General features: G+C 43.5%; 19 protein-coding genes. 9 read left to right on the plus strand and 10 right to left on the minus strand.

What is annotated here, in order from left to right; translation table 11 throughout:
• Nucleotides 1–399: 399 nt before the first annotated feature.
• A complete protein-coding gene (locus tag DFP82_RS09685) occupies nt 400–966 on the minus strand; it encodes a DNA glycosylase (RefSeq protein WP_425450605.1) in 567 nt (188 codons plus the stop codon).
• 567 nt (nt 967–1533) lie between these two features.
• Between DFP82_RS09685 and upp the strand changes: the two genes are divergently transcribed.
• The 4 genes from upp (at nt 1534) to DFP82_RS09705 (ending at nt 5115) form a co-directional block, all read left to right on the plus strand.
• The gene (upp, locus tag DFP82_RS09690) at nt 1534–2190 is read left to right on the plus strand and encodes a uracil phosphoribosyltransferase (RefSeq protein WP_110923541.1); all 657 of its coding nucleotides are present in this window, start codon (nt 1534–1536) and stop codon (nt 2188–2190) included.
• Nucleotides 2191–2285: 95 nt separating this feature from the next.
• On the plus strand, nt 2286–3038 hold the full coding sequence (locus DFP82_RS09695; protein ID WP_110923542.1) for an SDR family NAD(P)-dependent oxidoreductase: 753 nt from the start codon (nt 2286–2288) through the stop codon (nt 3036–3038).
• A 179-nt stretch (nt 3039–3217) separates the two neighbouring features.
• Nucleotides 3218–4117: an ABC transporter substrate-binding protein gene (locus DFP82_RS09700; RefSeq protein WP_110923543.1), complete on the plus strand. Its 900-nt coding sequence runs from the start codon at nt 3218–3220 to the stop codon at nt 4115–4117.
• A gap of 47 nt (nt 4118–4164) precedes the next feature.
• Complete coding sequence (locus DFP82_RS09705) at nt 4165–5115, plus strand: alpha/beta fold hydrolase (RefSeq protein WP_245905698.1); 951 nt, start codon at nt 4165–4167, stop codon at nt 5113–5115.
• Between the two features lie 84 nt (nt 5116–5199).
• Here the strand turns inward: DFP82_RS09705 and DFP82_RS09710 are convergent, their stop codons facing one another.
• From DFP82_RS09710 to tyrS, 3 genes are read right to left on the minus strand one after another with little or no spacing between them, the layout of a single operon-like run.
• Nucleotides 5200–5430 carry a DUF1653 domain-containing protein gene (locus tag DFP82_RS09710; protein WP_110923545.1) on the minus strand — a complete coding sequence of 77 codons (231 nt, stop codon included), beginning with the start codon at nt 5428–5430 and terminating at the stop codon, nt 5200–5202.
• Between the two features lie 12 nt (nt 5431–5442).
• Nucleotides 5443–6213, minus strand: coding sequence for a TIR domain-containing protein (locus DFP82_RS09715; protein WP_110923546.1), 771 nt, complete (start codon nt 6211–6213; stop codon nt 5443–5445).
• Nucleotide 6214: 1 nt separating this feature from the next.
• On the minus strand, nt 6215–7426 hold the full coding sequence (gene tyrS, locus DFP82_RS09720) for a tyrosine--tRNA ligase (RefSeq protein ID WP_110923547.1): 1212 nt from the start codon (nt 7424–7426) through the stop codon (nt 6215–6217).
• A gap of 231 nt (nt 7427–7657) precedes the next feature.
• On the opposite strand from tyrS, the gene DFP82_RS09725 reads away from it, so the two are divergent.
• The 3 genes from DFP82_RS09725 to DFP82_RS09735 all read left to right on the plus strand — a co-directional run bounded on the left by DFP82_RS09725 (nt 7658) and on the right by DFP82_RS09735 (nt 11861).
• Complete coding sequence (locus DFP82_RS09725) at nt 7658–9046, plus strand: anhydro-N-acetylmuramic acid kinase (RefSeq protein WP_110923548.1); 1389 nt, start codon at nt 7658–7660, stop codon at nt 9044–9046.
• Between the two features lie 488 nt (nt 9047–9534).
• Nucleotides 9535–10887 carry a beta-ketoacyl-ACP synthase II gene (fabF, locus tag DFP82_RS09730; RefSeq protein WP_110923549.1) on the plus strand — a complete coding sequence of 451 codons (1353 nt, stop codon included), beginning with the start codon at nt 9535–9537 and terminating at the stop codon, nt 10885–10887.
• Nucleotides 10888–11009: 122 nt separating this feature from the next.
• On the plus strand, nt 11010–11861 hold the full coding sequence (locus DFP82_RS09735; RefSeq protein WP_110923550.1) for a cell envelope integrity TolA family protein: 852 nt from the start codon (nt 11010–11012) through the stop codon (nt 11859–11861).
• Between the two features lie 93 nt (nt 11862–11954).
• Here the strand turns inward: DFP82_RS09735 and DFP82_RS09740 are convergent, their stop codons facing one another.
• The 5 genes from DFP82_RS09740 to DFP82_RS09760 form a co-directional block, all read right to left on the minus strand.
• On the minus strand, nt 11955–13772 hold the full coding sequence (locus DFP82_RS09740) for an aminopeptidase P family protein (RefSeq protein WP_110923551.1): 1818 nt from the start codon (nt 13770–13772) through the stop codon (nt 11955–11957).
• 503 nt (nt 13773–14275) lie between these two features.
• Entirely contained in the window at nt 14276–15844 is a 1569-nt protein-coding gene (locus tag DFP82_RS09745; protein ID WP_110923552.1) for a peptide MFS transporter, read from the minus strand.
• Between the two features lie 308 nt (nt 15845–16152).
• Nucleotides 16153–16608: a hypothetical protein gene (locus tag DFP82_RS09750; RefSeq protein WP_110923553.1), complete on the minus strand. Its 456-nt coding sequence runs from the start codon at nt 16606–16608 to the stop codon at nt 16153–16155.
• A gap of 141 nt (nt 16609–16749) precedes the next feature.
• The gene (lnt, locus tag DFP82_RS09755) at nt 16750–18333 is read right to left on the minus strand and encodes an apolipoprotein N-acyltransferase (RefSeq protein WP_110923554.1); all 1584 of its coding nucleotides are present in this window, start codon (nt 18331–18333) and stop codon (nt 16750–16752) included.
• 414 nt (nt 18334–18747) lie between these two features.
• Nucleotides 18748–19647 carry a CBS domain-containing protein gene (locus tag DFP82_RS09760; RefSeq protein ID WP_110923555.1) on the minus strand — a complete coding sequence of 300 codons (900 nt, stop codon included), beginning with the start codon at nt 19645–19647 and terminating at the stop codon, nt 18748–18750.
• 276 nt (nt 19648–19923) lie between these two features.
• Here DFP82_RS09760 and DFP82_RS09765 point away from each other — a divergent pair, with 276 nt between their 5' ends.
• Nucleotides 19924–21303, plus strand: a complete 1380-nt coding sequence (locus DFP82_RS09765; RefSeq protein ID WP_110923556.1) for an Lnb N-terminal periplasmic domain-containing protein — start codon at nt 19924–19926, stop codon at nt 21301–21303.
• 38 nt (nt 21304–21341) lie between these two features.
• On the opposite strand, the gene DFP82_RS09770 is transcribed toward DFP82_RS09765, so the two are convergent.
• Nucleotides 21342–21944 carry a YcgN family cysteine cluster protein gene (locus DFP82_RS09770; protein ID WP_110923557.1) on the minus strand — a complete coding sequence of 201 codons (603 nt, stop codon included), beginning with the start codon at nt 21942–21944 and terminating at the stop codon, nt 21342–21344.
• Between the two features lie 145 nt (nt 21945–22089).
• Here DFP82_RS09770 and DFP82_RS09775 point away from each other — a divergent pair, with 145 nt between their 5' ends.
• Complete coding sequence (locus tag DFP82_RS09775) at nt 22090–22827, plus strand: dienelactone hydrolase family protein (RefSeq protein ID WP_110923558.1); 738 nt, start codon at nt 22090–22092, stop codon at nt 22825–22827.
• Nucleotides 22828–22891: the final 64 nt, after the last annotated feature.

Consider the following 22891-nt stretch of genomic DNA (forward strand, 5'->3'; position numbering starts at 1 on the left):
TGTGGCTTATCCTATTTAGCGAGCTGACTATCATATCATGTTTTAATAGTCTGTCAACTTCTTTTTTAATTTCGTTTCAATGAGTTAACTGGGTTTTAATTAAGTAATTAGTTCCTAATTACTGCCAGTTCTCCCTGTTGAGGGGCGTATTATATAGAGTTTAAGAGCTGTGTCAATGCCTTAATTAAAGGTTTTTTAACTAATTTAACAATTTTTTCAATATACTATTCTTTTCAATGGGTTGAGATAAATTTAGCTACTTAAAATTTTAGACACTGCTGTTGAAACTCTTATGATTTCTCACTTCTTTAGAAAAGCACTTTTACTTTAGCAATGATATATGATTGAAATCTCCTTAATATACTAATACTGCTATACCACTCTTTTCTATATAACTGCTTATAACTTATCCATCTTTTCAAAGAACGATTTATAAGCAGCTACTTTTTTATCTAGTGATAAAGGATATGCGCGTGAAGTCGAAGGTAGCCTATACAAGGTTAAATTATTCACATCAGCTTTCTGGTTATCTGTATTCTGCCATTCGTAAGGATAATCCATACTCTGATTGGTCTTAGGATACTTGGACTTAGCAGGCGGTTCGCTTAGTAAATTGAGTAGCACCTCTGTCGCTTTGCCACCTGTAGTAAATAACGTTTTAACTTTTGGCACTTGCGGCAAAATGTCATCTAAATTTACTGGGGTAACGACCGTCAGGTTTTTGTCTGAGGCGTTACCTGTTTCACGAATGGCTTGTTTGACTGTTGGACAAGAGGCAATCCCGCGCTCAAACATAAAGGCGCGAATACGTTCAGGATCAAAGCGCTTGTCATCCCCTACTCTGAAATAATCTGCATCATCAAAAAATACGCGACCATAGATACGCCACATATCATTATAAAAATTTGGATAATGGAAACTCATTGCCCATTTATCGATAGTCGGTGGAAACGTTCCCATCATCATGACAGTGGCATTGGGTGGTAAGACAGGCGGAAATGGATGAGGTTCTATTTCGGCGACCTGCGTTTCGGATAATGTTGAGTTGCTATCGGTCTTGTTGGTATTTTTATGCGCATGGGATGAGTATGTAGTCATAAGATTCTTCGTCAGAAAAGCGGTTTTTTTGGTATCATAGCAGGCCTAAACCTTACTTCACTTATTATAGTGCTGCGATAGTGAAATATAGTCGGCTTAAGAGGTCAATGGCTTAAATATATAGAATGATGCGGTGTTTGATTCGAATAATTGTGGCTTTCATTATGGTTGCTTGAATCATGATGGCTTCAATTGCTTTGGATCTAATTATTGTGACCCTAAATGTAGGTTATGAATAAAAGCACTGTAAATTAATTAAGGTTAAGACCCTTATATAAGCATTGAATGTATTCAGTTGGCTTTACTAGTAATATATTAAGCTTACTATTTGTGTGCCAAAAATACGGTTAAAGTGAAGTAAGTGTTTGTATCTTTTATACTAATAGCAACCGCAGTGACTGCGCAAGCATCAGCCCCAAAATCAAGAGAGATTCTATGAGCGACCTAAATAGCGGTTTAAAAATTACGGTAATCGATCATCCACTGGTCCGTCATAAGCTTAGCCTTATGCGTGAAAAAGATTGTAGTACTTATAAGTTCCGTACGTTGACCAAAGAGCTTGCACGCTTGATGGCGTATGAAGCAAGCCGTGACTTCGAGATTGAAACGTTCCCAATGGCGGGATGGTGTGGCGAAATCACTGGTGAGCAAATCATCGGTAAGACAGCGACAATTGTACCGATTTTACGTGCAGGTATTGGCATGCTTGACGGGGTGCTCGACCTGATTCCTACTGCAAAAATCTCTGTCGTGGGCTTGCAACGTGACGAAGAAACCTTACAGCCAGTACCATTCTTTGAAAAATTCGTCAGCCACATGGACAAACGCCCAGCACTTATCATCGATCCGATGCTAGCAACAGGCGGCTCTATGGTTGCGACTATTGATATGCTCAAGAAAAACGGCTGTACTAATATTAAAGCACTCGTATTAGTGGCTGCGCCTGAAGGCGTACGTGTGGTCAACGAAGCACATCCTGATGTGACTATTTATACTGCCGCATTGGACAGCCATTTGGATGAGCACGGCTATATCATTCCAGGTCTTGGCGATGCTGGTGATAAAATATTTGGTAAGCAACTAAATCAGTAACCTTTAAATCAAGGTGTTCGGTCATCTTAGCAAGGCATTCGGTTTTCTTAGATAGTCATGACAAAAGTATACAGTATCAATGATAAGGATATAACATGAACGTATTGATTACAGGCGCTAGCGCAGGTTTTGGTAAAGCGCTGGCAGAGCGTTTGGTTGCTAAGGGCCATCGCGTGATTGGCTGTGCCAGACGCCTCGATAAATTACAAGCATTGGCTGCAGATTTGGGCGAGGCATTTTTACCTGTAGTCATGGATGTCAGCGATACGGCTTCTATTCCACAAATCATTGCTGACTTGCCCGATGGTTTTAACCAAATCGATGTCTTGGTGAACAATGCAGGATTGGCGCTGGGCGCTGGGCCAGCACAAGAGTCCAATCTAGATGACTGGATGCGCATGACCGATACCAATATCAAAGGGTTGATAGCGCTGACCCATGCTGTCTTGCCAGCGATGGTCGCTCGCGATAGCGGCTATATCATTAATGTCGGTTCGATTGCTGGTAGCTGGCCGTACTTTGGTGGTAACGTCTATGGCGCGACTAAAGCATTTGTAAAACAGTTCAGTCTAAACTTACGAGCTGACTTACTTGGCACACAAGTACGCGTGACCAATCTTGAGCCAGGTAATGTCGCGGGCACTGAGTTTTCAAACGTGCGCTATCATGGCGATAGCGATAAAGCTGCCAAGGTTTATGACGGTTTCAAAACCATGACTGGTGATGATGTTGGTGATATTTTATTATGGCTGATTGAGTCACCTGCACATATCAACGTGAACCGCTTAGAAGTGATGCCAGTTGCGCAGACCTATAATGGCTTAACCATTGCAAAAAACAATGGCTAGTCAATATTGAGCATTAATGTCACTACCATCAGGCCGCGATACAATATCTTATTTTGATACTGTATCGCGGCCTGATTTTTTTCAGCCATTTTTACCGTTATTTTATGCTATGGTCAACACTGTCACTTTTAATGTGACCTACCTGTGACTTACTTCTGTTAATGATATAAGGATATGTTATGCCAAACACTGCACTCACTCTGACGCTAGAATGGTTTTTAAATCCAGATCACCTACCTTTTATTGCAGGCATTCATACTGGTGCTTATGCCGAGGCAGGGCTTGATATTAATATGATAGAGCCAACTGAACATTACGATGGCTTTACAGAATTAGAAGCAGGCAATATTGATTTACACGTGAACGAACCGATTCACTTATTCGAGCATTATTTTGAAGACTTAAAAGCATTGGGCTGTTTTTTTGTGACAGACGGTGGCGTGCTTATCAAGCAAAGCAGTCTTGATAAATTACATCAAAACCAACCGATTCGTATTACAACGCCTGCAGCCAACCCTATTACCAATAAAATTGGCTTTGAGATTTTAAGCCGTTATGCCAAGAAAAATGGTTTTGTGTTAGATGCCGCTAATGTCAGTTTTGTAGAGACCGACTTTCAGCATTTAGAAAACCTGCAAAAGGGTGATGAAGCAGGCGAATTTGATGGCGCATGGTTGTGCTTTTATAACTTTGAAGGTATTGAGGCCAATCATACAGGGCTTGACTATACCTTTATTGATCAGCATTTATCACCATATCCTAACTTTTCAGCATTGGAGCTAATGACCACACATAGTATTTGGGAAGAAAAGTCAGAAGCGTTGACACAGTTTGTATCCGTCAGTACAGCAATGGCGCAGTTGTGTATCGACAACCCCGAACAAGCACGCACGATTTATTACGCCTATACAGGTGAGACACCATCTGCATTGATGGATGACATTATCAATGATACTTTAAAACGCTTGATAGCGCCTATTCAACCAGACTCTGAACGTTGGACTGCCCTACGTGAAATGCTAGCAACATTAGATATTGCCAACATCAGCGATGCCCACTACGCCAAACTCTGGCAGTAGTATAGTCAAATCCATATAAACCCCACATGTTCAAAGCGACATTTAAAATGGCATTCAAAATACCTGAGCAATACCAATTGCAAACCACTCATGTGACAGCGACTGACGGTACGCTGATACCGACGTCTGTGATTGGTAAAGGTCAACCCGTGCTGCTACTGCATGCTTTTGGTATGGATGCACGGCAGTTTTTGCCGTTTATATTGTCGCTGACCCAAAATCATTGCTTTTATTTGCCGCATTTTCGTGGTTTTGGTTTGGCCAGTGATTTGAGGTTACCAACGTTTGATTTTATTGAACAATATGCAGAAGACACGCAGCAAGTGGTACAGCATATTCGTCAACAGACAACCGTGGACACCTTTCCTATTGCTGCGATATCAATGGGTGCATTGGTCATGTGGGCATACTTTAAGCGTTTTGGTCATGACAGTGTCAGCCACTATCTTAATATTGACCAAGCGCCTCTTATTCATAATCAGCCCGACTGGCAAGATGGCGGCGTCTTTGGTACACGTCAGACAGAATTATTTGCTCAGTTTACGCGGTTAATTTCTCACGCTGAGCCATATATGCACGTTGATGATTTCCGCTATCTGCCCTATCGATTAAAAGCAGACTTATTGGATATAGAGCGCTCATTTTCACTGCTCTCTGTCAGTGCCAAGCCTTCACAAGTATTGACGAAAACCTTGAGCTATCGAGCACCACACAAAATCTCACTGATGAAGCATGCGACATGGCAGCACAAACTGCGCTGCCTATCTGCTTATGTTGCGCTGCCCTACGATTATCGTGATGTGTTGCCAACGGTAGCGACGCCAACCACTTTATTGATTGGTGGGCGCTCGCAGTTGTATGATCCAAAGTGGCAACAACAGTTGCTTGAGTTATTGCCCAATGCGCACAGCATTATTTTGCCAAAATCTGGCCATGCGGTGCCGATGGATGCGCCTGTGGCTTTTTATAAGGTATTAAAGCAGTTTTTGGCTAGCTAGATTTTAATAGACATAAAAAAGCGACTTTAAAAGTCGCTTTTTTATTTGTTTATTGAGCCCTTCACATTATCTAAAAGATTAATACTAGTCAGCTAAGTCTTTAATCAATTCAAAGCGTGGCACTTGCTTACCGTCTACCGTAACCGTTTCAGTAAACATGGCTAATGGACGCACCCACACGCCGTATTCACCATATAGGCAACGATAAACCACTAGCGACTCTTCAGTTTCTGAATGCTGTGCCGTATGCAAAACTTGGTAAAGGCTGCCTTTATAATGGCGGTAGATGCCTTGCTGAACTATCTGATCTGTCATTATTACTTCCAATTAGTCAATTTTATTCATATCGACATCATAGCCAGAGCTTTTCATTTCTCTAGCAATGCTATATTTCCAAGCTCCGCTTGTATCCATGGATTTATAGACCACGCCTGAGATGTCATTTGGAATTTCGACATTACCTTTCACAAGCGCAACCACATTTGCTCGACCAATCTTACCAATCAAGAGTCCATGTTCAAAAATAACATTTTGCCTTGCTCGTGGTTTCAGATCTTCGGGGTTAGACTTAATAACTCCGCCAATGTCGCACTCAGTATAGAGAACGATAGCAAAACCTACATCCGTATGCTTTCCTAACTTCTCTATGATTGTAGCGCCAGAATCTACTTGCTCATGGAGAATAACAGCTTTAAAACCGAGCTTATCTACAAATCTAGCTACTGTTTCTTTAGCGCCATCATCGTGACCGTGAACGATAAAAACCTTAGAGCTATCTTTAGTAATTAAAGATTCTTTTTTAGTTGGTCTATCAAGAGTATCAAACAGCTCGATATCTTCTATTACGTCATCTATAAGCTGTAAAGCATGCTTATGACCAGCCATCCAGATTTCCTTAGACTTAGGTTCATAAAAAAAATTTGTGCCAGAAGTAAAGCTAACATTATCAAATTTCTTAATATAAGCTGATTCACTATCTATAAACTTACTGATCAGCGCTGTAAATCTAATAGACAGCTTATCTTGGTTCTCATGATTTTCATAAGTTAAATTTTGAAAATCTTGTCTGAGTATTTTAAAGGTTTCGACCTTATTCATATTAACCAACTGTCACTTTCGCATAGGCTTTTTTGCCTGCTTGGATAACGACTGTCTGACCTGAGGTTAAGCTGAAACCTGCATCAACCACTTCACCATCTACTTTTACCGCACCACGTTTTACCATATCTTTGGCAGATGAGCTGTTTTTAGCCAGCCCAGATTGGTTCAGTACTTGAGTGATAAACAGTGCATCCTGACCTTCTAGATCTACCGTTACTTCTGGCAAATCGATTGGCAGTTCGCCATCAGCTAAGACATTACCCGCTGATTTATGCGCATTGGCAGCGGCATCAGCGTCATGGAAACGCTCGATTAACTCTTCAGCCAAGATACGTTTGATTTCTTGTGGGTTACGACCGTTTTCCATTTCTGCCAATAAACCTTCGACTTCGTCCATCGGTTTAAAGCTTAAAAATTCAAAGTAGCGGCGAATTAACGTATCTGGCATAGATAAGATTTTTTGATACATGGTGCCCGGTGCATCATAAATAGCCACGTAGTTATTTAAAGACTTAGACATTTTATTAACGCCGTCTAACCCTTCCAAAATTGGTACGGTGATACATACTTGTTGCTCTTGACCATAACGGCCTTGCAACGTGCGTCCCATCAATAGGTTAAAGGTTTGATCGGTACCACCAAGCTCAACATCGGCTTTTAGCGCGATAGAATCATAGCCTTGCACGAGCGGATACAAAAACTCATGGATAGAGATTGGGGTCTGTGAGGCATAGCGCTTAGAAAAATCATCACGCTCAAGCATACGCGAAACCGTTTGCTGACTAGCAAGCTGAATCATATCAGCGGCGCTCATGTCGTTGAACCACTCAGAGTTAAAGACCACGCGAGTTTTTTCTTTGTCCAAAATTTTAAATACTTGCTCAGCATAGGTTGTGGCATTGGCTTTGATTTGCTCATCAGTCAATGGCGGACGTGTGCTGTTTTTGCCAGAAGGATCACCAATCTTGGCCGTATAATCACCGATTAGAAAATAAATCTCATGACCCAAGTCTTGAAAGTGCTTGAGTTTATTAATCAGCACGGTATGACCTAAATGCAGGTCAGGTGCGGTAGGATCAAAGCCTGCCTTGATACGCAATGGACGGTTTAGCTTAAGCTTCGCCACTAAATCCTCTTCAGATAGGATTTCTTGTGTTCCGCGCTGGATAAGCGCAAGTTGTTCTTCTAGGGTGTACGTTTGCGTGGTCATGATGATCTCTTTATTGTCTTTATTAAGGGTTAAACGTTTGGGCTATTTATACTAAATCATACCAAACCAAAAAATATGATGAGCGGTGGCAAACTCGTTTAGCGTAATAAGTGCAGGACTTACACTCGTTTTCCTTGCTGCTCTGATTTTGGGAATGGTATTAAGGTCTCGTAGCCCGCAAAAGATGTTAGAATTTGACGGATATACTAGCGTTTTTTAAGGTAAATTGCCATGACCAACCCCGCATCTATTGCTGATACTCAACACAATACTCATCCAGATTTAGAGATGGACAGTGATTTGGATAATAGCTTGGAAAATATTGACGATTTAAATTATGCCACACTTACTGAGGCACTTGAGCAGACTGTGTTTGAAAACTTCGATGATGGTTTATATATCGGCATGATGTCAGGCACCAGTTTGGACGGTATGGATGCCGCTCTTTGTCAATTCGGTGCAGATACTGGCAATGAAGAAGAAAAGCAGCAGCCCATGCGTTTGTTAGCATCTTATAGCCAAGACTTCCCACCGCGACTGCGTGAAGTATTATTGGCATTATGTCAGCCCAATGGTGTTCAGACATTAACACCCACAGCTGACGAACCAAATAGCGAACTGGACTGGTTCGGCTGGGCAAGTCGCGAGTATGGTGAGTTTGCGAGTGAGGTGGTCAATACGTTATTAAAACAAGCTGATACTGATGTAGAGTTGGTGCTAGCCATTGGCTGTCATGGTCAGACTGTGCGCCATCGTCCGCAGATGAGCTTTAGCTTGCAGTTGCTCGATGCCAATATCATCGCTGAGCGTACAGGTATCAGTGTGGTTAGCGATTTTCGTCGCCGTGATATGGCCGTTGGTGGTCAAGGTGCGCCATTGGTTCCAGCCTTTCATCAAGCACTGTTTGCCACGCCTGACAGTACTCGCGTGTTATTGAACTTGGGTGGCATTGCTAATATCACTGTCTTGCCAGCGGCTTCTAATAACTTATCAAATCAACCAGACAATGTCATAGGTAATGTTGTAGATAATGCCGTTGTAGGTTACGACACTGGCCCTGCCAATTTATTATTGGACGCGTGGACCGCATTGCATACAGATAAAGGCTATGATGCTGGTGGTGCATGGGCACAGTCTGGTCAAGTCATTGAGCCGCTGCTCAACCAACTGTTAGAACATCCGTTTTTTGCAAAATCTTATCCCAAAAGTACGGGCCGTGAAGACTTTAACTTAGCATGGCTACAAGACGAGCTACAAAAATTCGAGCAGGCCTCTGTTATCATTCGTTATTCCTCAGCAGATGTACAGGCCACGATCACTGAGCTGACGGCCATCAGCGCGAGTGCGCAAATTAATCAATGTATCGACGCTAATAAAAATACTGCAGTATACGTCTGCGGTGGCGGTGCATTGAATAGCTATTTAATGACGCGCTTGCAGGCAAACCTTCCTCATTGCACAGTAGAAACGACTGCGAGCTTAGGACTGGATCCAACATGGGTAGAAGCCGTTGCTTTTGCATGGCTAGCGAGACAGACGTTGATGGGTGAAACAGGTAATTTGCCAGCAGTGACGGGTGCAAGTAAAAACGTAGTGTTAGGGCAAGTGTGTTTTGCTTAGCAGCTCTCATTACCATATCGCTTGTCTCACTAGCACGTGTTGCTATTACCTGCCCCACAAAACATGGTTATATTTATATTCTCAGTACATTGATATAAATGAACCTAGTACAAGTTGCACATGAGTATATTTAGCGAGACGACAATACAATGTCTTTACCGTAGATAGTAACGGCATTATCGTGGATAAACTGCATAGTCAAAGTATAGGCAGTCATCAGCAATACCTTTATACTATTAAAGCAATAGATACCTAGAACAGCAGGTAGCTAAAATAACAAGTAGCTTTTGCTACACTCGTTAGCCTTCGCAAGTATACTACACTTAAGTTTACATATGTACACTTAAGTGTTTTATAATGGTTGTAAAAATGCATGTATGACGCTATAAAGAGTATAACGCGACAGTAACAAACGATATGACGACAGCGCAATCAAATAATATCAGAAAAAACCATCCTTTTAGGAACGCAAGTACAGGACATATAGCATGAGCCAAGACATCAATACAGCCACATCACCGACGACGACTGGCACAAAGCGCCGTCCAAAAAAGCCTCATTATGAGCGCGATGATGACACTCGAGTGGTCGTTACCGGTATGGGAGCTATCACCCCACTGGGCCTAGATCTTGAGAGCACATGGACCAAACTTCTGAATGGCGAAAGTGGTATCGTACCCATCACTCACTTTGATGCCACAGAATACCGCGCTCAAATTGCCGGTGTGGTCAAAGACTTCGATGCCAAGCAATATATGAATGCAAAAGATGCGCGCCGCTATGATGAGTTTATGCATTATGCCATCGGCGCAACTACCATGGCCTTACATGATGCTGGCTTCATCGATGAGATTGGTGCAGCCGATGCACCCGTTAAAAATGTTGATCAAGAACGTTTTGGCGTGATTATTGGGTCAGGTATTGGTGGTATTCAAACCATCGAAAACAGCTGTGCGACGCTCAATGCTCACGGGCCAAAAAAAGTATCGCCTTTTATTATTCCTGGCTCTATTGTGAATATGGCAGCCGGTCTTGTAGCCATCAAACATAAGCTAAAAGGCCCTAACCTTGCCACATCGACAGCCTGTACAACTTCAACACACGCCATTGGTTTAGCAGCGCGATTGATTGCGCATGGTGATGCCGATGTCATGCTGGCAGGTGGTAGCGAAAAAGGCTCTAGTCCTTTAGGTATGTCTGGTTTTGCCGCGATGCATGCGTTATCAACACGCAATGATGAACCAACCAAAGCCTCACGCCCATTTGATAAAGACCGTGATGGTTTTGTACTCGGTGATGGTGCTGGTGTAATGGTATTAGAAAGCCTTGCCCATGCTAAAGCACGTGGTGCAACGATATTGGCAGAACTGGTTGGGTTTGGTATGAGTGATGATGCCAGTCACATTACCTCGCCACCAGAAGATGGTAGCGGTGCTGCCCGTGCCATGCAAAATGCGATTCATGATGCGGGTATCGAGGCGTCTTGCGTGGGTTATGTCAATGCACATGGTACCAGCACACCCGCTGGCGATGTCGCCGAATCACTGGCTATTGAAACCGTTTTTTCAGCAGTTAAAGACACTATATTGGTCAGCTCCACCAAGTCTATGACAGGCCATTTGCTTGGCGCTGCGGGCGGTATTGAAGCTATTTTCACTGTGATGGCGCTTCAGCATCAGCATGTACCACCTACCATTAACTTGGATAATCTCGAAGACAATTGCAACCTCGACTATGTGGCCAACCAATCACGTAAAGTCGACAACTTACAATATGCGGTATCTAATAGCTTTGGCTTTGGTGGCACTAACGGTTCGTTGATTTTTGCAAAATGGTCATAAAAGCAGTCAATCATAATGTCTTAAGAGCGAAAATGTAACGATACCGTCAGACTGACTACGTTTGTCCACTTGCAGCCCCTTATCTTACTTGCGTATGATAAGGGGTAATTTTTGGAACATTTATGGAAGATACCATGTCAAGCTACTCATTTTCCCATCAGTTTTACCAACGCTGGACGTGTGCGCCTGAACCCATCCGCGCAGCTATTACTCAAGAGCTAAAAGACATCACCACTTTATTGCAAAGCGATACACCCTTTGAGAGCTTTGAATTTCAAACCCATGACTTAGATGCTCATATCGATGAGCTCTACGAAAACCACGAAGCCGAGCAAGCGATTGCTAAAGCCATTGCCGATAAGCAAGAGCAAGCACGCGCAGCCGCTGAACAACAACATGTCGAAGAAGCGCAAAAAATAAAAGCAGCAGAGGATGCCAAGCTCAAAGAAGAAGCCAAACTAAAAGAAGAAACCAAGCTGCGTGAAGAAGCAGAGGCTGCACAAAAAGAACAAGAAAAAAATGCAGCAATAGCCGCTGATAAGAATAATGATAAATCAGTAGTAGCAGTTGAGACAAATGCTGCAAACAACGCTAATAGTAGCATCCCTAATAATTCTGAAAAAAATAATACCCAAAGTGTGGCTACTGAAAATCCTACGCCGAACTATAAAACCATCAGCGAACATGCAAATGCTGTTGAAGACAATACGGTTGATAATGATAGCAGCGTTAAAAATGATAGCGCCATTAAAGCCATCAACGATAAAGCCAGTACTGCCATCAAGTTAGCATTAAAAGACGCCAAACTGAGTACCACGCATCAAGAACTGATCCGTGAACTTGAGGTGCAAATTGATGACTATCTCAGTGAGCAAATGATGCTGATGTCTGAAAACTTAAAATCTTGGTTACGTGCTGAAGTCATTCAAAATCTAAGCGATCAAGATAAATCACAGACCAATAAAGAATCATAACGAAGCTAAATGCTGAGTTCCGATAACGAAAAAGCCCTGTAAATAATTTACAGGGCTTTTTCTATTTTAGATTCGCAGATATAGGCTTTTACTTTAAATAGCCTGCGTACGCTCAGTGAGCCATTCAAGTGCTGCACCATCGACACGGTCTTTCAGCTCCGCATAAACTTGGCTATGATAGTCATTTAGCCAGTCAATTTCTACTTGAGTCAATAACGACGGCTCAATCAAACGGGTGTCGATTGGGCAGTAGGTAACGGTTTCAAAGTTTAAGAATTTACCAAACTCTGTCTCAGTAGGGCTTGCCACACGCGTATTAACCATTAGGTTTTCTATGCGAATGCCCCATTTTCCTTCACGGTATAGACCTGGCTCATTACTTGAAATCATACCTTCTTTCATCGCACGCTCTTTTGGCGTACTGGCACTATAAGCAATGACTTGTGGGCCTTCATGAACGTTTAAGAAATAGCCAACCCCGTGACCAGTACCATGACCATAGTCCATCTGTGCTTGCCATAAAGGCGCACGGCAAATGGCATCGATTAATGGTGAAGCGATACCGTCAGGGAAATGCGCTTTTGCCAGTGCAATATGGGCTTTTAGCACGGTGGTAAAGTCGCGTTTATGCTCAGAACTGACTTGCCCGATACCGACCACGCGAGTGATATCCGTCGTGCCGTTTTGATATTGCGCGCCTGAGTCAATCAGTAATAGCCCACCCTCGCCCTCGGCCACATCAAGGTAGCTGAATTTTTCTGGTGTTGCACGGTAATGTGGCAACGCACCGTTTTCATTAAAACCGGCAATCGTTGGAAAGCTTGGCGATACATAGTGTGGCTGCTGACTACGTACATCGATTAGCATGCTATCAACGTCTAGCTCACTCAAACGCTCACCGTTTGCTAAACGCTGCTCAAATGTCGCAAAAAACTCAGCTAAGGCAGCACCATCTTGACGCATTGCCTCACGCACATGATCGATATCAGCATCCGCTTTAACAGATTTGAGTAACGTACTTGGCGCCATTTTCTCAATAAAGCCGATACCGTCTGCCATCTTCGATAGCGTACCGACTGCGACCTTGCTTGGATCTAATAACAATAAATCTTCTGGCGTCAAGGCGCTCAATGCCTCTTGTACGGCATCATAATCAGCAATCGTGATACCGCTATCTTTTAGGGCTGTGGCGATATCAGCACTGACTTTATTATTATCGATAAACAACATCGCGTCATTTTCACTGATGAGCATGTGTGACAAAAACACAGGGTTATAATCAACATCCGCACCGCGTAAGTTGGTTAACCATGCGATGTCATCTAAACTTGAAAGTAAATGATGCGTCGCTCCTGCCTCTGCCATACCTGCACGCACAGCGGCAAGTTTTGAGGTGGCAGACTGAGCAAGAAATTGTTCATCATGAGCATACAACTTGGCAGCTGGTAGCGCTGGACGATCTGACCATATCTCTGTCAACACGTCACGCTCAGTTATTAAGGTAATGTCATTGGCATCAAATGCATTCAATAATCGATCCTGCTCAGCGATAGACAACACATTGCCATCGACTGCAACACTATCGCCTTCTTGTAAATGCTCGGCGAGCCAGTCGATATGATTCGGCTGACCTGGAGCCAGCTTCTCTAAAGTAATTCCGGTGCCTTCTAACTGATCAGCAGCGTGTACCCAATAACGACTGTCTGTCCACAGACCAGCAAAATCAGCCGTCACGACGAGCGTACCGACCGAACCTGTGAACCCTGACAGCCATAAGCGTGCTTGCCAATATTCAGGTAAGTACTCAGATAAATGTGGATCAGCAGACGGTACGATGATTGCCGTCAGGTCTTGTGCAGCGATTGTCTGACGCAGACTATCGATACGAGCGTGGATAGTTTGTTTATTCATTAAAAGTGTCCTTATTAGAGATAGAGCAATTAATTTGGAAGAAATTAGATTTAGAAAATTATTGCTGTGCGGCGACTATAGATAGTCGTCTTATTCGAGTGGAAACATTTTAAGCATTCATTGACATATTATTACTAGAATTAGAATCAATTACATTCAATTGTTTAAGAGTTAAAAGTTTGCAAATAGCCAGATACATGAAACTATCTATAATTAAAACAGAATAGTATGACAGCAGAACACCATTAGATGTTTGGGCAGATAGCAAGGCAAGGTTTCAATGGCGCAAGAGAAGTATCTCACCAATTGAAACAATAAAACGTGTTACCAATAATGGTAACACGTCTCATCATACGCCACTTGTACTGTTGTTATTCACAAATGTATATCAGCCTATAATTCATCCAAAATAAGATCGATACAAGAAAACCGAGGGCAAGCTATACATTCGTATGGTTAGCGAGATTGACGCTGTAGCGGTTTTATAGTGGGCAGACTATACCTTATGGCTTGGCCAGTTGCTTTTCACGCTCGCTATCTTTGAGCATTTTATTGATAGGTTTTGCTAATATCAGCAAGAATATGGCAGTGACCACCAAGAATATTGTCATGGTTGTAAATAGACCTGGCAATCCTTCGATTTTGTCAGCAGATACATGACCACCAAAGAAGGCCGCAACCAGGTTACCCATGGCAATAGAGGCAAAGAACAGCCCCATCATTTGACCTTGCATACCCTCTGGCGCGAGCTTAGTCATCGCAGACAAACCCACTGGGCTTAGTGCTAACTCACCCAACGTTAATAGCAACAGACTACCTACCAACCATAGTGGCGATGCCAAGCCAGCACCAGGCGCTAAGATGCTTTTTGAAGCAAAAATCATCAATGCAAAACCTGCCGCTGCGAGTAGCATACCCAGTGCAAATTTGGCCATACTGCTAGGCTCAAGACCTCGATTACCAAGCTTGACCCAGATGATACTGATGATAGGTGCCAATATCAGAATAAACAAAGGGTTCAACGACTGGAACCAAATACTCGGTACTTCAAAGCCTAAAACGTTGAGATCGGTATAACGATCAGCAAACAAGTTAAAAGACGTTGGCTGCTGCTCAAAACTCGACCAAAACAGCGTCGAACCAATAATTAAGATAAAGCAAATCAACAAACGCAGCTTGTCTGTCTTATCTAGCTTAGGTGAAATGAACATAATAGCGAAGTATAGGATGACCACCGCAGCAATGATATAAGTCATATACTCTGCGACCATCTCAGGATTGAACGATATCATTCCTGTAGAAACCAATAGCACTACAGCTACTAATAATGCTACAAAACCACCAACCCAGCGACCGACATTTTTGTATTGATCATTGGATTTTTCCCACTCGGCAGAGATGCCTTTAGCTCGAGCATATTTTGTTAAATTCTTTTGTGCTACAAAGCGATATATGAGTAATGAGACCAGCATACCCAAGCCACCAACGCCAAAGCCGACATGCCACATACCTTTTTCTTTGAATACACCAACAATTAGCGCAGCCAATAACGCGCCGATGTTAATACCCATATAGAACAAGGTAAAACCGCCATCACGGCGAGAGTCACCTTTCGGGTATAGGGCTCCAACCATCACTGAGATACAGGTCTTAAATAACCCTGAGCCCAAGACAATACAGATTAAACCGACAAAGAACAGTGTCATGCCAAACATAGCAGAGAGTGCAATACACAAATGGCCAAGGGCAATGATAATACTGCCCCACCACAGTGCTCTCTCCTGACCTAGCCAGTTATCTGCTAGCCAGCCCCCTGGTACAGCTGCCAAGTACAATGAACCTGCAAAGATACCGTAGATAGCAGAAGCAGTGACTTCATCAAAGCCAAAACCACCACTACCTACCGTCGCCACCATAAATAAGACCAGTAGCGGGCGAATACTATAATAAGAAAAACGCTCCCACATCTCAGTGAAAAACAATGGACGTAGCGGCGTTGGATGCCCCATAAAGCCAGTATCTAGTGCGTCTAATTCAGCAGCATGAGCCCCCGATTTTGTTTCTGTGCCCATAACTTTATTCCTTTAAAGATCATATTGGTAATGACCAAACCCCTGATTATTCAGATGAACGGTCATATAGGCGGAACATTGTTTCACTTGGTTATAATCAAGTAAAGAAAAAGTTGGTTAAAAATTACACAATTACCCATAAAAAAAGCCCGTTCTCAATAGTTGAGAAAGGGCTTTTTTTCTTAGTCTCGAAGACACTACTATTATACTTATAGCACTGTTGATAGAGACTTCATAATGCTGTCACTTGAATATCTGTTACTTAATAGCTAAGTAGCACTGTTAGATCAAAATGACCATGCTACAGACTACTGTGCCGCTGCCGTATCATCAGCTGCGTCGCCAGCTTCCAAATCACCGTCCGCTTGCTCTGCGGTCAATTCGGCATCAGCCACGGCGGTTTGGCTTACGGTGCCAGAGGCAGTCGCGGTACCTGCTTCGGCAGTCACTACTGCGCTGTCAGTAGAACCTTCAGCAGTAGAATCTCCAGCATCTGTGGCTGGCGTGACAGTTGCATCTGCTGCAGTGTCAGTTTCTGCCGGTGCTGTTTCATTAGCTGGCGCAGCAGCATCTTCAGCGGCAGTCGCTTCTGCTTCATCAGCAGCAGCTAACTCCTCAGCAGTCTGAACAGTAATGTGCTGTCCTGCTGGACGTAAAAATCCAGAAACACCAATAAGTAAAACAATACCTAAAAACAAGGCAATGCCACCTAAAGTGTATAACAGCTCTTTTTTTGGATTGTTATTGACGATACCTTCTGACATACCTGATCCACCTTGCACAAAATATTTGAAATATTGGCCTATTATATCGCAATTTGTACCGATTTGTTAAAACCCTTAAGTATTTAAAGGATTTATTATCGACAAATTTTGCCAGTCTCTTTTATAGTCGAGCACTATCTCTTATTTACGTGACGCGCCCAAACGAAGTTGAGCGATCCCACGCTTGCCAAAATAGCTTAATAGCAATAGCAGCGTCATAATGAACAAAATAGGATAATTACCGAAGCGCATATAAGGTGTACTGCCAACTCGCGCTTGGACATTGCCTCGTAATACGGTACGCTCAAACTGCGGCGCACGCTCAACGATACGGCCTTTATGATCGATGATAGCCGTGACGCCCGTATTGGTCGCCCGCATAAACCAACGACCATTCTCTAATGCACGCATCTGTACCATCTGTAAATGTTGCAATGGACCTGCCGACTTGCCAAACCAAGCATCGTTTGAGATAGTCAATAAAAAGTCCGTACCGACCGCATTCCTACGGGTGGTATCAGGATAGGCCACTTCATAGCATATTGCCGTACCTAAGTTATGACCACGTACACGCAGTGGTGACTGCTCGTTACTGCCACGGCTATAGCTCATGATATCTTGACTGCCAGCCAAGTTAGGTAAAACATCTAGCAATCCCTGAAACGGAATGTACTCACCAAACGGTACCAGACGCTGCTTTTTATACAGCCCTTCTCCCTCTGCGCCCAATGCAATCACACTATTATAAAACGGTGCATATTTATCGGTACTGGCATCGTAGGCGGCTTCATCCACATAAGGTATGCCCGTCACCCATGTCGTATCTGTCTCATTGGCCAATTTTGCCATTTCATTGATAAAGTCAGCTGCAGCTAGCTGAGACATAGGAATGGAGGATTCAGGCCATAGCACAAGATCACTTCCCCACTCTGTGCTCGTTAGCGTTGCATAGATATTTAGGGTTTCGAGTTGATATTCATTCAACCATTTTAAATCTTGTGGGATATTGCCTTGAATCAACGATACAGATAGATCGGGCGTGCCTTTTGGCTTGGTCCATTGCGGATTTATCAGCCATAACACGCTGCTAATCACTAACAAAGCGATCGAAGGAATCATATAACCGCCACGGCGACGCAACAGCTCGACCACGCTGGCTGCCAATAATACGGCAACGAACGAGATAGCAAACACTCCAGCAACTGGCGCGAGCGATGACAGCCAAGCTTGCTCTGTAAAGGCATAGCCAACGAACAGCCACGGAAATCCAGTGAGCAACCACGTCTTCATCCACTCTTGTAGTATCCAAAGCGCGGCAAAGGACAATGGCTGACGGCCGACCATTCGATTGAAAACCAGTGCCAAAAATCCATGGAACAAGCCCATGCCTAGCCCCATAATGGCAATCATAAGTAGCGACAGCCATACTGGAATGGCACCATACGTATGAATGGAAGTATAAAGCCAAAACGCGCCTACACAAAAAAGCCCTGTACCATAGGCTTGACCGATAAGAAAAGCACGCTTACCACTCATATCAGGCATCAATAATGCATATAAAATAGCAGGCGACACCAATGCTACAGGCCACACACCATAAGGCGCGAGTGCAAAGATAAACACCGCACCTGCCAGCAAGGCAATTAGCACGGTCAATGCTAGAGGTAAGCCCTTTGGCTTCTCGGGGTTCAGGCGTTTTTGCAAATCAACAGTAGACAGACGCATAGCAGGTATCCAAAACCATATTTTTCAAAATTTTAAGCATCAGCAATCAGGTAAAAACCAAGCTGAAACTGACCGTATAATATTCCATACCGTATCTAAAAATTAAACCTGCCCATGATACCAGTCTCAACCTATTAATAGGTAACATTGCGTAGCAAACGCTAATAGCAGACCAAAAAAAACACGACCGCAATCGTGTTTTCTTATACTTCTCGATAAGCTTTTAGATGACTAGGGCGTGTCCTCATTTTAAAAATGGTGATAAAAATGAGATAAATCGCAGTCAAACAAGGAAAATAGCGCAGATAATATCGAGATATTAGTCAGCTATTTGACGCCATGTGGCAAGATTTAGCCATTTTTAACCCATTTAGATAACTATCGATTGAATTGAGGACACGCCCTAGCACCAGATCAATGACTGCCTATCAAAACTTGCTGATTAACATCTGTTTTGGTCAACTCTAAGTTTTGGATAAAGCGTCCTTCGACATCAGTAATCGTGATTTTCCAATCATCTATTATGACGCTCTCACCTTCTAGATCACCCACGAAGCCAAGTGCCTGCATGACCAGACCGCCCATTGTATCGACATCGGTATCATCAAAGTGACAGCCAAGCTCATCATTACAGTCTTCTATCACCGTAGAAGCCTGCACACGCCACGTGTTTGGCTTGTCAGGATCAGCGATAATATTATTAATATCACTGTCCTCATCAAAGTCATCATGCTCATCGACGATATCCCCAACGATTTCCTCGAGCAAATCTTCCATAGTGACCACGCCGCCAAAGTTACCAAACTCATCGACGACGATGGCCATATGCACTTGCGTACGCTGTAGTGAGCGTAACAAGGTATCAGAACGAGCCGTCTCACTAATATATAGTGGCTGACGCACCAAATCTCTGAGACGTTTACTGTCTATTTTCTCTTCTTGGTCACGCACCATATGGACGAGAATAGGTATCAGATCTTTTGCCAAGAGGATACCAATGACGGCATCATCATCTTGACTGTCAAAAACAGGATAGCGCGAGTGTGTGGTCTCAAGAATGATATCCATCACTTCAGCGAGACTGGTGCTCTCATGTAGACCAATCACTTGCGGGCGCGGGGTCATGATTTCACGCACTTGGGTCGCAGGCAGATCGAGCACGCCTTCTAACATATCGACAGTATCAGGCTCTAAGAATTGACGCGAGTCTTGTACCAAACGAATCAATTCATCACGGGTTTCAGGGGCGGTCGATAGCCAGCGTTTTAAGCCGCGCATCGACCAACTACTCGGGCTGGGAGTGTCGTCAGACATGGTGGTGTGATTTAACCTCTTTAGTTAATAAAAATTTAGTTAATAAAAATCAAAGTAAGAACAAACAACAGGTAAAACGTAGATGGGGATAAAAACTGTAAACAAAATAGGTCGCGTATCATTAATTCAGTATTAAATCATAAACAAACCACGATAAATTAGCTTCACTTTATCTTATGACTCACCGACATTCAACGACAAATTCACTCAAATTGTATTGTCAGTGTGTTATGAATTTTGCTATGGTCAAAGCCTCAATCCACTAAGAAAAACGCTATGTCGCTACGTTCTGTTTTTTCTCGCCTGCTTTCACCGCGCTCCAAGCATCATCGTTCAGATAACGACATGGCTCGTGGTGGCGTAAATCATAGCGGCCGAGATGATCCTAACGTAGATAACAGCCACGTAAATATGCATAACGTAGAAAGCAGCTCTGTGAAAAGCAACTCTGTGAATGGCACTCCGTCAAAGTCTACGTGGCGACATTATATTGTGCAGTGTCTAATCATCACCACTTTATTACTATCAGCCATTTGGTTGTTGCTTGCCATTTGGTATCAGTTTGGCGAGCGCTCGGCCATCACTTGGCTAGCAGGCATAATGATTGTTGGTGTGCTGACCGCATTGCTCAAAAGCCGCTATTGGCCAAAAGGTGCTAAGCAATCAGATAGCCAGTCCTTAACGACTAAAGCAAAAACTAGCAGAAAAATCATTACTAAACGACTGACCGCTTTATATGCTGCGATTTGGTTGGTTGGCGTTGGCTGGTTTTTTTCTATTGAGCCTCAGCAAGAGCATGACTGGATGAGCGAGGTCAGCCAGCGCGTCTCTTATGAACGCGATGCGACCAATCCTGATTTGATTACCCTGACCAATATTCGTAACTTTGATTGGCATACTGCCGAGGATGCCACCGAGCATTGGGATACTCGCACAATCGATATGTCCAAACTCTCTGGTGTCGATGTCATCAACTCTTATTGGATGGGGCCATTGATTGCCCATACCCTAGTCAGCTTTCGCTTTGAAGATGATAGACCACTTGCCTTCTCATTTGAGATTCGTAAAGAGAATGGTGAGTCGTTCTCCGCGCTTGCTGGGTTTTTTAGACGCTATGAGCTGAGTCTGATTGCCGCAGAAGAACGCGATATTATCTATACACGTAGCAATGCACGCGGCGAGCAAGTTTATCTATTTCCTGTTAGCAGCTTGCAGCAACACGAGGTCAAATCACTGTTTGAGTCTTACTTGACCGCTGCCGATGAGCTAAATGCAAAGCCCGCTTGGTACAATACGTTGACGAGCAACTGTACCAATATTATTTTTTATATGGCGCGCATCGTCAGTGACGATCGTCTGCCGTGGGATTATCGAATTTGGGTTTCTGGCTGGCTACCAAATTATTTATATAATGTGGGTATGCTAGATGCCAATCCAGAAAGCAATGGTCAGCCATGGTCAATGGACACGTGGTACGAGCATACCTATATCAACCCAAAGGTTAAAAGGTTTGATAATCAGGTGAATCTAGCGTCTGGTCTGAATGGTCGCGAGTTCTCTGAGCAGATTCGTCAAGACATCCCTATCCCGCCACTGGCCGACTCACAAGATAGTGCGGAAGCCAAAGCTGAGTCTGCGGCTCAGGCTTCTGACTAAAAATAATTTGGCATTTATACAGGGCTGATGAAGGTTGGCTAAGGGTTGACCCAATTAACCACCCGATCTTCCATTTCTTCATCAGACATGCCTGTTTCAGAGACACAGCGCCCCGCCACACCGACATTAACAGCGCGCATTTGTTGTTGCGTGACCACCGCATCTTGGGTCAATAATAGATGCCAGCTTGGCAAGTTTTGCCCTTTATACAATCGCTTGTAAGCGCAGTGCGATGGTAGCCACATCATCTGCGGCAGGTTGTCCATGGTCAATTGAATACAATCTGGCACGTGCTCTTGACGTGTCGCATAGTGACCACAATATCCCGTCTCACAATCCATCAGCTGGCAAGTGACATCGGTATACTCGACTAGCTCTTCGTCCACATCACCATTCTCATCTTCATCGATGTACTTAATCAAACAGCAACTACCACAGCCATCACATAACGCTTCCCATTCGCTATGGTTCAATTCATCTAGCTTAAAGCGTTCCCAAAACTGTGGGCGCAATGTTTCAGACGCTTCATTTGATTCGCTGTCAGAAAACAGGCTCACGATTGGTTTTGGTTCTGATTGCACCTGCGAAACAGCTATATCAGGTAAGTTATCAGCAGATTTGTTCAACAAATTTATAGTCATAGCGTCGCAGTAGCATTTTGATAAAGAGCGTTACACTATTATAGCTGTTTTTGCTGATTATGGGCGTTAAGGTAGTACAAGTTAGAAAAACGAACTATTACAATGACAAATAAATAAAACTCACAACATAAAAAAGGACAATAATATGTCAATTAAAACATTCGAATTAATCAGCACGACCGAAAATGGCATCGAACTTATTAGCTATGTGGCATTGCCAGAAAACGCATCAGACGATAATTCAGTGCCAGGTATTTTAGTGGCACCAGAATGGTGGGGCGTGGTCGATCATCCAAAATCAGTGGTCGAGCGTTTAGCAGAAGCAGGCTACGCTGCCGTTGCAATGGATGTTTATGGTGAAGGTAAATTGACCACCGATGCAGCGCAAGCCAATATGTGGATGGAGCAAGTGCTTGAAGATCAAGACATGCTTATGGCACGCTGCCGTCTAATTCTCAATGACTTCAGTGATCAACTAGCTGTAGATGGTGACAACTTAGCAGCGATTGGTTACTGCTTCGGCGGCAAAATCGTCCTCGATATGGCACGTGAAGGGATGCCGTTAAAAGCAGTTGCCACATTCCACGGTAACCCATCACCAAAACAACCAGCGGACAAAAACTTCACGGCCAAAGTATTGGTCGCCCACGGTCGCGATGACTCAATGGTCTCAATGGAGGCTATCGAAGGTCTAAAATCAGAGCTAGATGCCGCCGATGTTGATTATACTATTGATGTCTATGACAACGCCAAACACGGCTTCACCAATCCACATGCCGATGAACGCGCTGCCAAAAATGAAGTCGATCTTGGCTATAATGAAGCCGCTGCTAAGCAGAGCTGGGAAAACATGCTTGAGTTTATGAAAGCTAACTTGGCATAAGTTGCCATAACAGAAAATTTCAAAGACTTTCTGTACAGACTCAGAGCAAGGTAAGAGATGAAAA

Source organism: Psychrobacter fozii (genome assembly GCF_003217155.1).
Classification (GTDB): domain Bacteria; phylum Pseudomonadota; class Gammaproteobacteria; order Pseudomonadales; family Moraxellaceae; genus Psychrobacter; species Psychrobacter fozii.

Excerpts from the sequence above, each read along its gene's own strand:
- DFP82_RS09685 (WP_425450605.1), bottom strand. The coding sequence starts at position 966 with ATGATGATGGGAACGTTTCCACCGACTATCGATAAATGGGCAATGAGT.
- upp (WP_110923541.1), top strand. The coding sequence starts at position 1,534 with ATGAGCGACCTAAATAGCGGTTTAAAAATTACGGTAATCGATCATCCA.
- DFP82_RS09695 (WP_110923542.1), top strand. The coding sequence starts at position 2,286 with ATGAACGTATTGATTACAGGCGCTAGCGCAGGTTTTGGTAAAGCGCTG.
- DFP82_RS09700 (WP_110923543.1), top strand. The coding sequence starts at position 3,218 with ATGCCAAACACTGCACTCACTCTGACGCTAGAATGGTTTTTAAATCCA.
- DFP82_RS09705 (WP_245905698.1), top strand. The coding sequence starts at position 4,165 with ATGGCATTCAAAATACCTGAGCAATACCAATTGCAAACCACTCATGTG.
- DFP82_RS09710 (WP_110923545.1), bottom strand. The coding sequence starts at position 5,430 with ATGACAGATCAGATAGTTCAGCAAGGCATCTACCGCCATTATAAAGGC.
- DFP82_RS09715 (WP_110923546.1), bottom strand. The coding sequence starts at position 6,213 with ATGAATAAGGTCGAAACCTTTAAAATACTCAGACAAGATTTTCAAAAT.
- tyrS (WP_110923547.1), bottom strand. The coding sequence starts at position 7,426 with ATGACCACGCAAACGTACACCCTAGAAGAACAACTTGCGCTTATCCAG.
- DFP82_RS09725 (WP_110923548.1), top strand. The coding sequence starts at position 7,658 with ATGACCAACCCCGCATCTATTGCTGATACTCAACACAATACTCATCCA.
- fabF (WP_110923549.1), top strand. The coding sequence starts at position 9,535 with ATGAGCCAAGACATCAATACAGCCACATCACCGACGACGACTGGCACA.
- DFP82_RS09735 (WP_110923550.1), top strand. The coding sequence starts at position 11,010 with ATGGAAGATACCATGTCAAGCTACTCATTTTCCCATCAGTTTTACCAA.
- DFP82_RS09740 (WP_110923551.1), bottom strand. The coding sequence starts at position 13,772 with ATGAATAAACAAACTATCCACGCTCGTATCGATAGTCTGCGTCAGACA.
- DFP82_RS09745 (WP_110923552.1), bottom strand. The coding sequence starts at position 15,844 with ATGGGCACAGAAACAAAATCGGGGGCTCATGCTGCTGAATTAGACGCA.
- DFP82_RS09750 (WP_110923553.1), bottom strand. The coding sequence starts at position 16,608 with ATGTCAGAAGGTATCGTCAATAACAATCCAAAAAAAGAGCTGTTATAC.
- lnt (WP_110923554.1), bottom strand. The coding sequence starts at position 18,333 with ATGCGTCTGTCTACTGTTGATTTGCAAAAACGCCTGAACCCCGAGAAG.
- DFP82_RS09760 (WP_110923555.1), bottom strand. The coding sequence starts at position 19,647 with ATGTCTGACGACACTCCCAGCCCGAGTAGTTGGTCGATGCGCGGCTTA.
- DFP82_RS09765 (WP_110923556.1), top strand. The coding sequence starts at position 19,924 with ATGTCGCTACGTTCTGTTTTTTCTCGCCTGCTTTCACCGCGCTCCAAG.
- DFP82_RS09770 (WP_110923557.1), bottom strand. The coding sequence starts at position 21,944 with ATGACTATAAATTTGTTGAACAAATCTGCTGATAACTTACCTGATATA.
- DFP82_RS09775 (WP_110923558.1), top strand. The coding sequence starts at position 22,090 with ATGTCAATTAAAACATTCGAATTAATCAGCACGACCGAAAATGGCATC.